The organism is Serratia sp. PGPR-27 (assembly GCF_022678525.1).
GTDB classification, from domain to species: domain Bacteria; phylum Pseudomonadota; class Gammaproteobacteria; order Enterobacterales; family Enterobacteriaceae; genus Serratia; species Serratia nematodiphila.
Genome location: NZ_JALBYS010000017.1, coordinates 23,425 through 36,575, shown reverse-complemented (window position 1 = coordinate 36,575; position 13,151 = coordinate 23,425). Strand labels below are relative to the sequence as shown.

Below are 13,151 nucleotides of genomic sequence, written 5' to 3'. Positions count from 1 at the left end.
CGGCCCTTTTCTCTTTTCCTTCCTCGCCCTCAGGCAAACAGAATATCGCTCTGCTCCACCTGCCCGACCACGTGGATCTTGAAGTCGGCGGCGTAGCTGTTGCTCTGGGTGTTCATCAACAGATCGGTGGTGCCGTTGAAGGCGTCGAAGTTGAGCTGGATCTCGCCTTTCTGGCCGCTGAAGGCGCTGCCGCTGTCGATAAAGCGCAGCTCGCTCAGGCTGTTGTTGAAGCGCAGGCCGGAGAGGTCGATCTTGTCGATGCCGTGCTCGAAGTCTTCAATCACGTCGAACGCCGCCACCGTGGACTCTTTGGCGTTGAGATAGACGAAATAGTCGGTGAAGTTGTTGGCGTCTTTGCCGCCCCACAGATGATCCGCCCCCAGGCCGCCGTACAGGATATCGGAGCCGGCGTTGCCCGCCAGCAGGTTGTCCTGATCGTTGCCGATGATCAGATCGCGCCCGCTGCCGCCGATGGCGTTCTCGATGATCGCCCCGCGCGCGATGGCGACGTTCTGCGTGCCGCCGCCGACGCTGGAGAACGCGCCGTCGTTCAGGTTGATCATCTGCTGCTGGCTGTAGCCGGAGAAGTCCAGCGTGTCGTTGCCGCCGGCGTCCCACACCGCGAAGTTGACCGGTTTGCCGTTGTCCGCCGTGGCGGTCAGGAAATCGCGCCCGGTGTTGGAGTTGAAGCCGTACACCGTGTCGCCGGTGCGGGTGCTCATGTTGGCGCCGTACAATTTTTGGATCGCGGCGATGTCATCCACCATCGGGCCATAGCCGTACACCCCTTTGGTGTCGGCGCCGGTGTAACCGGCGTTGAAATAGCTCATGATCGAGTATTGCAACGAATCCTGATAATAGGCGGCATCGTTCTGGTAGCTCGGGTTGCCTAACGATGCGTCATAAGATCCCGGGTGCGCCAGCCCCAGGGCATGCCCCAGTTCGTGGGTGAAGGTCTGGCTGCTGAAGTCGCCGCTAACCGGCGCCTTATGGGTGGCGAAGTTTTTGTTAAACCATACCGTGCCGGCGAAGGCGTTATCGCTGCCCGCTTTGGAGCTAGGCGGGTAATAGGCGTACGCGTTGATGGCATTCGGGCCGCTGCCGGCGGCGGTGCTGCCGTCGGCGCGCTGGGTGAAGTAAGCGAAGGTAATATCCGCGCGGTGGTTGATGTCGGTGGACGCCGCCGCAGTAAAGGTTACGTTCGCCACATCGGCCCAGGCCTGCATCGATTTCAGCGCCTGAGCCTGCGCCGCCAGGGTCAGCGGCTGCAGCCCCTTGTCGCCGTCGCCGGTCTGGCCGATGCGGTTCAGCGCGCTCTGCGTCAGGAAGGAATAGGTCAGCGCCACCGGCTGGTGATACGCCTGATCGCCGTTGTGCGTCAGGCCCGGCCGCGTCAGCTGATCGGCGGCGCGATCGAAGCTGAAGTTATCGCGGATTTTACCCAGGTTGTTGATGGCTGCCCCGCCGCGCTGGTTGCTGTACAGGTTAGCGTTGTCCAGCGTGAACAGCGCGCCGTAGCCCAATCCGTCATAGGGGCTGCCGGGCTGATGATAGTAAAACTGATAGTTGTGATCGTTGGGGGATGTGGCGGCCAGGCTGGTGAACTCATCGTCATCTTGCAAAATGTCGTTGTGGCGACTGCTCATTGCATTCTCCTTTTACACAGTAGGAATCCACTCGCTTTGTAAGACTATTCATCAGTCGTTCTAATCTAAGCCAAGGCTTAGGATTGACCAGTATAGTAATTAACCCCGACGGCGCGAGCCCACGCCGCCGCGCATCACCGCTCCGGGCGTTAAGGCGGAAATAATCATAACGATTTGTATTAGCGCAGTATTAATGAGAAAGATAAGCGTATCGGCGGGCTAATGACTCGTCTTTTTGGGCATGTTATCGCCGGTTAGATCAGAATTATCGAGGATTAAAAAACCTAATCCTTGCCTCATCATCCTGCCGGGAACGTGCTAAGGTGTGAACGGACAGCCGAAAGGAGTGACCCGATGCCAACCCATTTCCTTATGCGCGCCTTGCGCCGCGCCAGCCTGACAGGAGTCATTATGAGCGTATTGTGCAGCAGTGCCCTGGGCAGTTCACTGCCGTTGCTGGAACCCGCCGCGCTGAAGGGCGACTGGCAGCTCGCCGCCATCGGCGACGGTAAAACCGTCTGCGAGGTGCAGCTGAGCGACGAAGCGGTAGCCAACACCAACGCCTTCCGCTTCAGCGCCTCAGCCGAATGCCTGCAGCCGCTGGCGCTGCACGCGCTGCCGGTCGCCTGGCGGCCAACGCCGGACGGCATGACGCTGACCGACGCTGAAGGGAGCATGGTGGCGTTTCTGGCCCTGACCGCGCCGAAGCGCTATGAGCTGATCGACCGCAACGGCCCTTCGCGCTTTGTGCTGATCCCGCGCTAATCCTTCAGGCGAACAGCAAGCCAAGCAGCGCGCCACCGGCCAGCACCCACAGCGGATGGAGGCGCTTGCTCATGCTCAATCCCGTCGCCAGCGCCACGATCGCCGCCAGCCGCCAATTGGGCGCGGAAGCCTCGGCGATCAAAAGGCCGCTGGCCACCACCAGCCCCACGGTCAGCGGCACCAGCCCGGCCTGCACGATGCGGCGCCACGGACGATCCTTAAAGCGCCGCCAGGCTCCCATCACCAGCAGCGTGACGATGGAAGACGGCCCGAACTTGGCGATCGAAGACACCAGCAGCCCCGCCCAGCCGGCCACGTGCCAACCGACCAGCGGCACGATCATCATGTTCGGCCCCGGCGCAGCCTGCGCCATGGCGAACAGCGCGCTGAACTCCTGGGCGCTCATCCACTGATGCACCTCCACCACCTGCCGCTGCATCTCCGGCAGAATGGTCATGCCGCCGCCGAACGCCAGCAGAGACAGCTCGGTAAAGATCAGCGCCAACGCCATCAACACCCCGCTCATGACGGCCACCGCCACATCAGCAGAATGCTCAGCGGCGCCAGCACCAGCATGGTCGGCAGCAGCGGCAGGCGCAGCCAGGCAATGGCGATCAGCGCCAGCGCCACAATCGCCAGCGCCGCCCACTTGCCGCGCAGCGGCAGCAGCATCTTAATCCCGGTCGAGAGCAGCAACCCGGCGGCAGCGGCGGCCAGACCGGCGAACACATGCTGCACATGAGGATCGTTTTGGAAGCGGGCGTACACCACGCCCAGCCCAACCACAATCGCCGTCGGCGCGCTGATGAGGCCCAGCAAGGCGCACAGCGCGCCGCGCAGCCCGCGAAACTCCATGCCCACCGCTACCGACAGGTTGATCACATTGCCGCCGGGCAGAAACTGACACAGCCCGAGCAGCTCGGTGAATTGTTCGCCGCTCAGCCAGCGCCGGCGTTCCACCAACATGCTGCGCGCCATCGGCAGTACGCCGCCGAAGCCGATCAACCCCAGCCACAGAAAGCCCAAAAACAGCGCCGCGTTGCCCGGCGCTGCCGCCGAGTGCGGTTTTATCGTATTGATATCTGACATGACATTGCCGTTCCACATCGCTTGTTTTGATGTCTGGTATCATGCGCGCCGCCGTGCCATGATGTCTAATGCATTCCGGAACAACGAAAGATACCTTTGAGGTATGGCTATGATCGAACTGCGTCGCCTGCGGGCGTTCGTCACCGTGGTGGAAGAAGGCAACATCACCCGCGCCGCCGAGCGGCTGTTTATCCAGCAGCCGCCGCTGACCCGTCTATTGCAGGGGTTGGAAGATGAATTGGGCGTGAAATTGTTGCAGCGATTGCCGCGCGGCGTGCGCGTCACCGAAGCGGGCGGTGTGCTGTTCGAAGAAGCCCGCGCCCTGCTGGCGCGCGCCGAACGCCTGAGCGAAGCGGTGCAGCGTGCCGCCCGCGGCGAGCAGGGCCATATCGCCATCGGTTTCACCAGTTCCGCCGCGCTGCACCCGTTCGTGCCCAACCTGCTGCGCCGCTACCGCGACATCCTGCCGGGCATCACCACTCAACTGGAAGAAGCCGGCAGCGGCGAACTGATGGAGGCGTTGCTGGAACAGCGCCTCGACGCCGCCTTCGTGCGCTCGCCGGCCAACGGCATTCCCGGCCTGAGCGTCGAGCCGGTGCTCAGCGAGCCGATGATCGTCGCTCTGCCGCTGGGCCATCGGCTGGCGCATGAGACGCAGCAGCCGCTGCCGTTGGCCGAACTGGCCCACGAGGCGTTTATTCTCTATCGCCGCCCGGCCGGCCAGGGGCTGTACGACGCCATTCTGGCCGCCTGCCACCGTGCCGGCTTCAGCCCGCGCATCGTGCAGGAAGCGCCGCGCCTGCCGGCCACCCTCAGCCTGGTCGGTGCCGGATTGGGGGTGTCAATCGTGCCCGGTTCGATGCGGCGGCTGGGCGGCGACGGCATCGTCTACCGCACTCTCGCCGCAGAGGCGCAGCTCAGCGCCCCGCTTTACCTGGCGCTGCGCCGCAGCCCGGCCTCGCCGATCGTCGAGCGCTTTCGGCAACTGGTGCTGGAGACCGTGGGGCAGTCATAAAAATAGCCCAAACGGCCAATAAAAAATGACGTTCGTTTATTATTTATTTAAATTAGCCAGCGACTAAGATTAATTCCATCCAATGACTATTCAACTTCCGTTTAATTAATTAAACCTGCACTCACTTAGTAACAAACGCAAACAAATAAGCGCCTACGCAATACCTTCCAGCCGCTAGGATTTAAGGGTCACAGCCTATTTCCGCCGATGACAAAAATCATTTCAATGGCAATCTCGCCTTCCCTGTCGCCTGCTTCTGCAGGCGCACGGCTTTATATTGGAGAAAATGCTATGCTATCGCGTCGTGATATATTGAAAGTCTCCGCCGTCAGCGCGGCCGCCGCCGGCATGATCGGCGGCATCGCCAAAAATGCCGCTGCTGACGACCATCGCAATATCGTGCCACCCAGCAGCTATCAGCCGCCTGCCGATGCGCAGCATCTCTATAAATACAAATTCACCGACAGCAAAAAGCGCAGCCTGCCCAGCGGCTGGGCGCGCGAAGCCACCGTCGAGCAATTCCCGATCTCCGAGGGCGTGGCCGGCGTCGACATGACGCTGGAGCCGGGCGGCGTGCGCGAACTGCACTGGCACGCCATCGCCGCCGAATGGGCGTTTATGCTGGAGGGCCATGCGCGCATCACCATTCTCGATCCCGAAGGCAAATGCGAAGTGGCGGATTTCGGGCCAGGCGACGTCTGGTATTTCCCAAAAGGCTACGGCCATTCCATTCAGGCGTTGGCGGACGGCGCGCATTTTATTTTGGCGTTCGATAACGGCCATTTCTCCGAATTCGGCACCTTCAGCATCACCGATTGGGTGGCGCATATGCCGAAAGAGGTATTGGAAAAAAGCGTCAACATGCCGGCGGCGGTATTTTCCAAGGCCAAACAGGGTGAAGCTTATATTGTCGGCGGCGCCGTTCCGCCCGCCTTGCCATTGCCGAAAAACGACGGCGGATTAAATAACGCCCCGCTGACCCACCGTTATGAATTAATGAAGCAAAAACCGTTCTTTGAAAATGACGCGGGCAGCGTCCATTTGGTGTCGTCGAAAGAGTTCCCCATCTCCACCACCATGACCGGCATCATCGAGATCGTGAAACCCGGCGCAATCCGGGAATTGCACTGGCACCCCAATGCCAACGAATGGCAATACTATATTGCCGGCAAAGGCCGAATGACGGTGTTCAGCTCGCACGGCCACGCGCAGACGGAAGAGTACGCCCCTTCAGACGTCGGCTACGTGCCGCAGGGCTTCGGCCATTACATCGAGAACATCAGCGATGAGGATTTGAAGGTCTTGATCGTGATGGACAACGGCATTTATCAGGATATTTCGTTGTCCGACTGGCTGGCGAAAACCCCGGCCTACCTGCTGGCGGACAACTTCAATAACCAGGTTGAAGACTGGCGGGATCGGCCGAAAGACAAACGGGTGATGTCGCGGCGCAGCCGCTGACGCCGCGGCGAGGGAGAAACCTCCCTCGCCTTCCGTCATATCGGCCAAGGCGTCATATTTAATATTAAGGAAAATATCTTGTTCTCAGTGAGTTAACCTAAACCCTTTCATAATATACAGATATTACAGTTGTTTATTCAGGTAGGAGCGTGTTATTTCATTGCCGCAATCCAACGCACCAATAATTTGGAAACCCTGTTTCAGGTAGAAATTGGGCGCCTGAAAGCTAAACGTGTCCACGGAGACGCTGACGCATCCCAACTGTCTGGCATGAGCCTCTGCATCCTCCAGCAGACGATGGCCTAAACGTCGGCCGCGCTGCGCTTCATCAATCCAAAGATAATGGATGTAAAAAACGGCCCCGTAAGACTCTGCATAAAGCCCCGCGATTATTTTCTCTTCGCCGTCTTTATAACAAATGCCATACTCGTGAGCATTTAATCCCATGAACTTTGAATTAAACCTATCGAGCTGACCCTCCAGAAAGAATCGTGCATCATTGTCATGATGCAACGTTAAATTTTCATTTTCCATAACATGTCCCATATATATAAAATAAAAACGGAGGATTGGTTAATACTTTGTGGCACGGCTGAATTCGGCAAAACGCATCAATATCAGACTGCACAGGGGAAACACTGTACTTAACATTCACTAAACAAATACCTAACGCATCCATCGATTTGGATTCGCACTCCTGCGGATCGATAAATCCAGCCCGATCTCTTTCCCCCTTCTTCAGTGCTCATTCAGAGGCCTCCGGAAAGGCCTCTTATACACTCAGAAGTTGTCGATAGAGACGAATTACGCCAACGACAGCAGCTTCGCGAGCAGCAATTCCGACATATTAAGCTCGGTGCTTAACACCACATGGCAGTTGGCATCAGGCTGCGGCGGATAGTTCATATATCGCCCCCGCATGTCACACAGGGTTTGCCCGCGGCCTGGCCCGTCAGAATCATCGATCGTCACCTTCACGTTAGGCGCAAGGCAGGCGCCGATACCCTGTACCGCCAACACCGCCGCCACCGGATCGTGCAGCGCACAGGCTTTGCGGCCGTAGGTATTGATATAAAACTGGATATACCGCTCAAGCATTCGCCCTATCGCCTGCGCAAATCGGCTCTCCGCTGACAGCAGTTTGAGCCGATCCGCCTCTTCGAACGTATGCGACATAGTGACATCCAGCGGCACCATCACGATCTGCTTCATCGCCTTAAAGACGATGGCCGCCGCCTCCGGATCGCAGGCAATATTCGCCTCCGCAACGGGCGTTCTGTTGCCGGGCGCCAGCGCCGCGCCGCCCATAATTGTCAGCGTGCCGATCAGCTCCGCCAATGCGGGCTCAAGCTGCAACGCTTTAGCGATGTTGGTCAGCGGGCCGGTCGCCAAGATATCCAGCTCCCCTGGGTGCGCCTTGGCCAACTTAACCAACAGTTCGGGGGCCGGCAGCGACGCCAGTTTGGCGTTTGAAGCTTCCAGCGCGATATCGCCAATGCCGTTGTCACCGTGTATATGCTGCACATCGCAAAGATACGCCTGGCGCAGGTAATCTCGTTCCCCCACGGCGACGGGGATCGCAGGAAAACCGGCCAGGCGGGCGAGCTCCAGCGTATTTCTGGCCCCGGCATCGGCGGCGACGTTGCCGCAAACCGTGCCGATCGCCAGAATATCCACTTTGTCACTTTCTGCGAGCAGATAGCCCAGCGCCATCGCATCATCGATACCGGTATCGCAATCAAAATATAATTTTATTTTCTTCTCGCTCACCGCTTGTCTCCATTTTCTGTATTAAGAGAAGCAACCCAAGAATCCATTTTCTTCCGATACGTCATTTTTGCCTCGTCACTGGCGAAACTGGCGGCCAAAGAATTCAGGGCCACATCGACGATGTCATGGGGGGAAAATTCAAATTCGTTCTGGCAGATTAGGTATTCATCCACCAGCGTGGTTTGTAATAGTACCGGGTCGTCGGTATTGATGGTCGTGATGACCCCGGCGTCACGCAGCCGGCGCAGCGGATGTTCTGCGTAGCGGGGATAGACGCCAAGTTTGATATTCGAGGTCAGGCATACGCCGATAGGGATCCGTCGTTCAGCCAACAGCGCCACGACAGCCGAGTCATCTATCGCCCGCACGCCGTGATCGATGCGATCGGCCCCCAATAGCAGGATGGCATCGCGCACCCCCTCTGCGCCGCTCGACTCTCCGGCATGCACGGTTCGTTTCAACCCGGCCCTGCCCGCCCGGGCGAAAGCCTGCGCGAAACGCGTACCGCTGCCTTTGGTGGCGGCCTCATTGCCATCGATGGACAGCGCGACCACTCTGGGGTGCCGCAGCGCGGTTAAAAAATCCACCAGCTCACTGGCCTCGGCGGCCGTTTGCCGGCGGAGCAAACTGACGCACAGCCCAACGGACGCCAATCCATCCTCTTCAGCCGCGCGCAAACCGGCGTCAATCGCGTCGATCATCTCACCGAGCCTGCCGCGCCACGCTTTCCAATGGGTCGGGTTGAAAATAAGATCGGCGTACAGCCCGCCATTCTGCGACAGCCGTTGCGCATAGGCGTAGCTTAACTGCGCCAGGCGTTCGCGGCTGCTCACCAGGCCGCAGGACCAGTCGAGGAACGCGAGAAAATCGGCAAGCCCGTTAAAATTCAGCAGTTCGTCCTGATTTCTGGGCATCGGTATCCCCGAGGATAACGCCCAGACCGCGAGCTGTTCCGGATCAAAACAGCCTTCCAGATGCACATGCACTTCCGCCTTCGGCATAGAAACCATCTGCGCTCGGGAGAGCCTGGTTTGGTTTACATTCCATTCCATAAAATGATTCTCAATGGTTATTTATGCAGGCCAACGAGCCAAACTTTCGCGAACCCTGAGTGGCGAAATCGGTGCCAAGGTTCCGTTGAAGGGGGAGTGAATGCGGTAAAAAATGCGGTGAAACGGGGGAATGATTTAGGGTAAGCATCGCAATATGTTAATCCTGTAATGAGTTAGACGGCGGGCCATCTAAGAATTCATCAACAGGTCAGTAACCTATGCGTGAGGCTACCGGTGAAGGCGGATATTGCTCTCCTCACTGGTGCCGGCACAGCATCACCCCATCCTCACTGCGACACCGGTATGCGGGGCGCCGGCAAAAACCGATGGGGCCGTTCTCTTACCTGAACATATGTAGAACATGTGCGTGTCAGAACCAGATTGCTCGCCGGGCCGCCGTTATTATGCGGCAATTGCCAACACTCATCGTCTAAACACGCCGCCAAGTTTATGGAAAGTCAGGGGGTTTTGTAAAGCCATTCCCCCCCATCACGCCTTTCTCAACAACAGCGCCCACAGCGCCAGCGCGGCAAAGGCGATATATATCGCCATAAAAAGGGCAATAGCGGCCAGCAAGGCGCTCAATACCCCTATGTTATCCGCCAGCCAACCTGCGGCCGGCGGCGTGATATTGAACAAATAGACGATAAAGTAAAACTTCGACACCGCGTTCCATCCCGGCGCCGCGAGTGAGAGCTTGTTGACCAGAATAGCGCCGCCCACAAAAACCGCGCCATATGAGAAGCCGGACAGCGCCAGGCTCATCGCCGCACCGGCCACAGAACCGCTCTCGAGCGCTATGGTCATAATCACCAGGGAGAAAACCTGCGCAATCAGCCCTAGCACCAAAGAAAACTCAGCCTTCAGAAAACGCGGGAGCGTGAACTGCACCACGCCGGCCACCAGTAAATAACCGGTGGCGATATAGCCAAAAGCCGCGGGTGACTGTAGCCCGAAGACCTGGATCGCGGCCGTCGGCCCCAACGACAGGATCAGCGCAGCGTATGACCAGGAGATAAACACGCACAGTGCAAGCAGATAGAACAGCGGTTGGCTAAAACCGGCGCCCTTTTCTGCCGTTTTCGTGTCCGCAACGCCGAGGGCAGGCAATCCTTTCTTCGGCCAAAGCAGAACGATGGCGATCGCGGAGAGTAAAACCAACGCGGCAACGGTCATTGGCGGCGCGGTGAGCGGGTAAAACGCCAACTGAGCGTAAACGCTGCCGATCACCGGCCCGAGCGCCAGGCCGGTCACCAAAGCCAAGCTGCCCAGCAGCGCGGCGCGTTTGGCGCTGTCGCCACGGCTGAACTTGATCAACAAGATGTTGATGATGGCCGTGGCCGTGCCGGCCCCCAAGCCGGAAATAAACCTGAAAAGACACAGCGTCTGCAAAGAGCGAGCCATGGAAAAGCACAGCGTTGGCACCACCACCAACAATAGCGAAGCCACCACCAGCAACCGGGCATTTTTATCGGTGATGGTGAGCCTGCGTGATAAAAACAAGGCCAGCAATACACCAAACCCGTAGGAAGAGAAAATGAAGGTCAGGTCGATATTACTCAGAGCAAAGGTTTGTTGATATAAGGGATATAACGGCGTGGGAGAGCCGCTGTTCAACAAGATAAAAAATAACGCGATCGTCAACGCCGCCAATAGGCTCACCTGGCTGCGGTTTGTCTGGTCAGAAGTCATTATGCCACCATCATGGAAAATACCGATCGTAGCACCCGACCGGATCGCGAACTTTCGCGTTCGCACTTTTTTTCTTATCGTTCGGACAGGACGGCGGGATAGCCTGTACACCGGCTGGCGCCTCACCCATAATGCGTTCACCTCGCCGCACTGCCGGGATCATGCATAACCCTGGCGCAATAGCGACTATGCTCAACAGTAAACGCATCAGACAAGCAGGTAATAATGGATCCGTTATCCGATATTGTTTCCAGGCTAAAAATCAGCAGCCAGAAAATTGTGACGTTTGACATGAGCGCCAATACCAAAGCGCTGTTTCCCGGCTATTCCGGGATGAAAATTTATATCGCCAAGCGCGGATCTTTTTTCATTAAACTGGCGGGCGACGCCAACAGTTACCCGATTGAACAAGGCGATGTGCTGATCTTATCCAGCGGGCGCGAATTCAGCATTTTTGATAGCCCTAACGCGCCGGCCATCGATATAACAAAAATTCACGTGATGAAAGACCGCTCTTCCTGCTTCAGCAACGGCGGGAACGATTTCTCCTTTGTCGGTTGCCGCTTCGTATTTCAGATCAACGATACCTTCCGCTTTATCACCAGCCTGCCCGAACCCATCGTGATCAAAACGCAGCGGGAGGAGAACGCCGGCATCAAGGATTTCCTGAGCCGTCTCTCGTCGGAGATAGAAAATCCCGGCCCGGGCAGTGAACTCATCACCGAGCATCTGCTGCAGATCATTTTGACGCAGGCGCTGCGTATGCTGCTCTCTTCCGGCGCGCTCGGCCGCGGCGAGGGCTGGTTTTACGCGATGGCGGACAAACATATCGGCCTCGCGCTGACCCGCATACACGACCAACCGGGCAGGAAATGGCGCCTGGACGAGCTCGCCGGCGTGGCCGGCATGTCGCGCACCGCCTTCACCACCCGCTTCAGAAAGCTGGCCGGCTACAGCGTCAACGAATACATTCGCATCTGGCGTTTTAGCCTGGCCATTGAGCGAATGGTCGCCAATAAAGAAAAAATATCCCAGATCGCCTTTGACCTGGGATATGAATCGGAAAGCGCCTTCAGCACCGCGTTCAAGAAAAGCATGGGCGCGTCGCCAAGGAGTTATATCGGCAGCCATAATTCCTGAAGCGGCCGACGGCGGCACGTCCCTGTGCCGGTCTTATCCTTATTCTGCAAACCAGGCCGCGGGCAGATCCGTCTGCAGCGTGATGGTTTTTATTTGCGTGTAGGCATTGAGCGTTTCTTTGCAGAACTCGCGGCCGATCCCGCTGTTCTTGTAACCGCCGAACGCGGTGCCATCGGTAATGTTTGAATAGCGGTTGATCCACACGGACCCGGCCTCCAGCCGGTCTGCGGTCGCCAGGGCGTTTTTCAGGCTGCGGGTGTAAATCCCCGACGCCAGCCCATATTCGCTGTCGTTAGCCTGGGCGATCATCTCGTCGTAGTCTGACCATTTGATCAGCGTCAGCACCGGCCCGAAAATTTCTTCCTGACAAATGCGCATGCCATTTTCCGCAGCAAAAATCGTCGGCTCAATGAAGTAGCCGTGCTCGCAGCCGGCGACGGCGCGGCGTTTGCCGCCGGTCAGCAGGGTAGCGCCCTCCTCGAGGCCGGTCCGAATATAAGCCAGCACCCGCTCGCCCTGCTTCTCAGAAACCAGGCAGCTGACCCGGGATTGCTCGGCCAGCGGGGAACCGACGCGCACCAGTTCGAAAGCCGTCACCAGTTTGGCGCTGAAACGGTCGTAAATGTCCGCGTGCACGAACAGCCGGGTGCCCGCCAGGCAGGACTGACCGTTATTGTGGATGGCGGCAAAGGTCACGTTGTCCACCACCGCGTCCAGGTCTTCGATGTCCGGGAACACAATATTGGGGCTCTTCCCGCCCAGCTCCAGCGTGACGGGCACCAGCCGCTCCGCGGCGGCTTTGGCCACCTGCTTGCCCACCTCCGTGCTGCCGGTGAACGAAAGCTTGCGCACCTTGCGGTTGCCGGTCAGCGCCGCCCCCGCCACGCTCCCGAGCCCGGTAATGATGTTGACGACGCCGGCAGGGAAAATGTTGGCGATCATCTTGCCCAGCTCCAGCGTGGAGAGCGAGGCGTTTTCATCGGCCTTCAGCACCACCGTGTTGCCGGTCACCAGCGCCGGCGCCAGCTTGAACGCCGCCATGATCGCCGGCGCATTCCAGGGGATAATCTGCCCGCAGACGCCGAGCGGCTCGCGTTTCGCCAGGCTGTAGCCGTCCGCGATGCTTCTGCCGCTGTCTTCGTGCCCCATGACAACCGCGGCGAAATAGCGATAGTGTCTGACCGCCGTTTGATAATCGCGGCGCACTTCGCTGATGCAGCGGCCCACATCCCGCGCGTCGATTTGCGCCATTCTTTCCAGATCGCTTTCCAGCACATCCGCCAGCTGCGCCACCAGGCGAGCGCGGGCCTGCTGCCCTAATGCCTTCCAGGCGGGGAAAGCCGCTTCCGCCGCCAACACGGCGCGCTCGACGTCCCGTTCGTTGCAGTAGTGCAAATCCGCCAGACGCTCCCCGGTCGAGGGGGAAATAACGGGATGAATGTCCGTGCCATCCAGCTCGAATACGCCGTTAATCAGTGGCCCGTAGGCTTTATCTAATGTCATTTCTGTTCCATTCTTCGC

Annotated in this window: 12 protein-coding genes; 4 read left to right on the top strand and 8 right to left on the bottom strand. The window is 58.4% G+C overall.

Annotated features, from left to right (window positions below):
• Positions 1-29: 29 nt before the first annotated feature.
• Positions 30-1,646 (bottom strand): serralysin family metalloprotease, encoded by a 1,617-nt coding sequence (locus MMS95_RS11345; RefSeq protein WP_242141697.1) that lies wholly within the window; start codon positions 1,644-1,646, stop codon positions 30-32.
• 411 nt (positions 1,647-2,057) lie between these two features.
• Between MMS95_RS11345 and MMS95_RS11340 the strand changes: the two genes are divergently transcribed.
• Positions 2,058-2,411 (top strand): AprI/Inh family metalloprotease inhibitor, encoded by a 354-nt coding sequence (locus MMS95_RS11340; RefSeq protein ID WP_004940750.1) that lies wholly within the window; start codon positions 2,058-2,060, stop codon positions 2,409-2,411.
• A 4-nt stretch (positions 2,412-2,415) separates the two neighbouring features.
• Here the strand turns inward: MMS95_RS11340 and MMS95_RS11335 are convergent, their stop codons facing one another.
• Both MMS95_RS11335 and MMS95_RS11330 read right to left on the bottom strand, forming a co-directional pair.
• Positions 2,416-2,937, bottom strand: coding sequence for a chromate transporter (locus MMS95_RS11335; protein ID WP_046688471.1), 522 nt, complete (start codon positions 2,935-2,937; stop codon positions 2,416-2,418).
• Positions 2,934-3,500 (bottom strand): chromate transporter, encoded by a 567-nt coding sequence (locus tag MMS95_RS11330; RefSeq protein WP_242141696.1) that lies wholly within the window; start codon positions 3,498-3,500, stop codon positions 2,934-2,936. The genes MMS95_RS11335 and MMS95_RS11330 overlap by 4 nt, the downstream gene beginning before the upstream one ends.
• A gap of 103 nt (positions 3,501-3,603) precedes the next feature.
• Here MMS95_RS11330 and MMS95_RS11325 point away from each other — a divergent pair, with 103 nt between their 5' ends.
• Positions 3,604-4,515 carry a LysR family transcriptional regulator gene (locus MMS95_RS11325; protein ID WP_242141695.1) on the top strand — a complete coding sequence of 304 codons (912 nt, stop codon included), beginning with the start codon at positions 3,604-3,606 and terminating at the stop codon, positions 4,513-4,515.
• A 291-nt stretch (positions 4,516-4,806) separates the two neighbouring features.
• On the top strand, positions 4,807-5,976 hold the full coding sequence (locus MMS95_RS11320; protein WP_242141694.1) for a cupin domain-containing protein: 1,170 nt from the start codon (positions 4,807-4,809) through the stop codon (positions 5,974-5,976).
• Positions 5,977-6,099: 123 nt separating this feature from the next.
• Here MMS95_RS11320 and MMS95_RS11315 read toward each other — a convergent pair whose 3' ends face one another.
• The 4 genes from MMS95_RS11315 to MMS95_RS11300 form a co-directional block, all read right to left on the bottom strand.
• Positions 6,100-6,510: a GNAT family N-acetyltransferase gene (locus MMS95_RS11315; RefSeq protein ID WP_242141693.1), complete on the bottom strand. Its 411-nt coding sequence runs from the start codon at positions 6,508-6,510 to the stop codon at positions 6,100-6,102.
• Between the two features lie 270 nt (positions 6,511-6,780).
• Entirely contained in the window at positions 6,781-7,746 is a 966-nt protein-coding gene (locus tag MMS95_RS11310) for a nucleoside hydrolase (protein ID WP_242141692.1), read from the bottom strand.
• Entirely contained in the window at positions 7,743-8,798 is a 1,056-nt protein-coding gene (add, locus tag MMS95_RS11305; RefSeq protein ID WP_242141691.1) for an adenosine deaminase, read from the bottom strand. The genes MMS95_RS11310 and add overlap by 4 nt, the downstream gene beginning before the upstream one ends.
• A 489-nt stretch (positions 8,799-9,287) precedes the next feature.
• Entirely contained in the window at positions 9,288-10,490 is a 1,203-nt protein-coding gene (locus MMS95_RS11300; RefSeq protein ID WP_242141690.1) for an MFS transporter, read from the bottom strand.
• A 225-nt stretch (positions 10,491-10,715) separates the two neighbouring features.
• Between MMS95_RS11300 and MMS95_RS11295 the strand changes: the two genes are divergently transcribed.
• Positions 10,716-11,630, top strand: a complete 915-nt coding sequence (locus tag MMS95_RS11295; RefSeq protein WP_242141689.1) for an AraC family transcriptional regulator — start codon at positions 10,716-10,718, stop codon at positions 11,628-11,630.
• Between the two features lie 39 nt (positions 11,631-11,669).
• On the opposite strand, the gene MMS95_RS11290 is transcribed toward MMS95_RS11295, so the two are convergent.
• Positions 11,670-13,133, bottom strand: a complete 1,464-nt coding sequence (locus MMS95_RS11290; protein ID WP_242141688.1) for an aldehyde dehydrogenase family protein — start codon at positions 13,131-13,133, stop codon at positions 11,670-11,672.
• Between the last annotated feature and the right edge of the window lie 18 nt (positions 13,134-13,151).

Coding starts and splice junctions, on each gene's coding strand:
- MMS95_RS11335 (WP_046688471.1), bottom strand. CDS start 2,937: ATGAGCGGGGTGTTGATGGCGTTGGCGCTGATCTTTACCGAGCTGTCT.
- MMS95_RS11315 (WP_242141693.1), bottom strand. CDS start 6,510: ATGGAAAATGAAAATTTAACGTTGCATCATGACAATGATGCACGATTC.
- MMS95_RS11320 (WP_242141694.1), top strand. CDS start 4,807: ATGCTATCGCGTCGTGATATATTGAAAGTCTCCGCCGTCAGCGCGGCC.
- MMS95_RS11340 (WP_004940750.1), top strand. CDS start 2,058: ATGAGCGTATTGTGCAGCAGTGCCCTGGGCAGTTCACTGCCGTTGCTG.
- MMS95_RS11345 (WP_242141697.1), bottom strand. CDS start 1,646: ATGAGCAGTCGCCACAACGACATTTTGCAAGATGACGATGAGTTCACC.
- MMS95_RS11295 (WP_242141689.1), top strand. CDS start 10,716: ATGGATCCGTTATCCGATATTGTTTCCAGGCTAAAAATCAGCAGCCAG.
- MMS95_RS11300 (WP_242141690.1), bottom strand. CDS start 10,490: ATGACTTCTGACCAGACAAACCGCAGCCAGGTGAGCCTATTGGCGGCG.
- MMS95_RS11330 (WP_242141696.1), bottom strand. CDS start 3,500: ATGTCAGATATCAATACGATAAAACCGCACTCGGCGGCAGCGCCGGGC.
- add (WP_242141691.1), bottom strand. CDS start 8,798: ATGGAATGGAATGTAAACCAAACCAGGCTCTCCCGAGCGCAGATGGTT.
- MMS95_RS11290 (WP_242141688.1), bottom strand. CDS start 13,133: ATGACATTAGATAAAGCCTACGGGCCACTGATTAACGGCGTATTCGAG.
- MMS95_RS11325 (WP_242141695.1), top strand. CDS start 3,604: ATGGCTATGATCGAACTGCGTCGCCTGCGGGCGTTCGTCACCGTGGTG.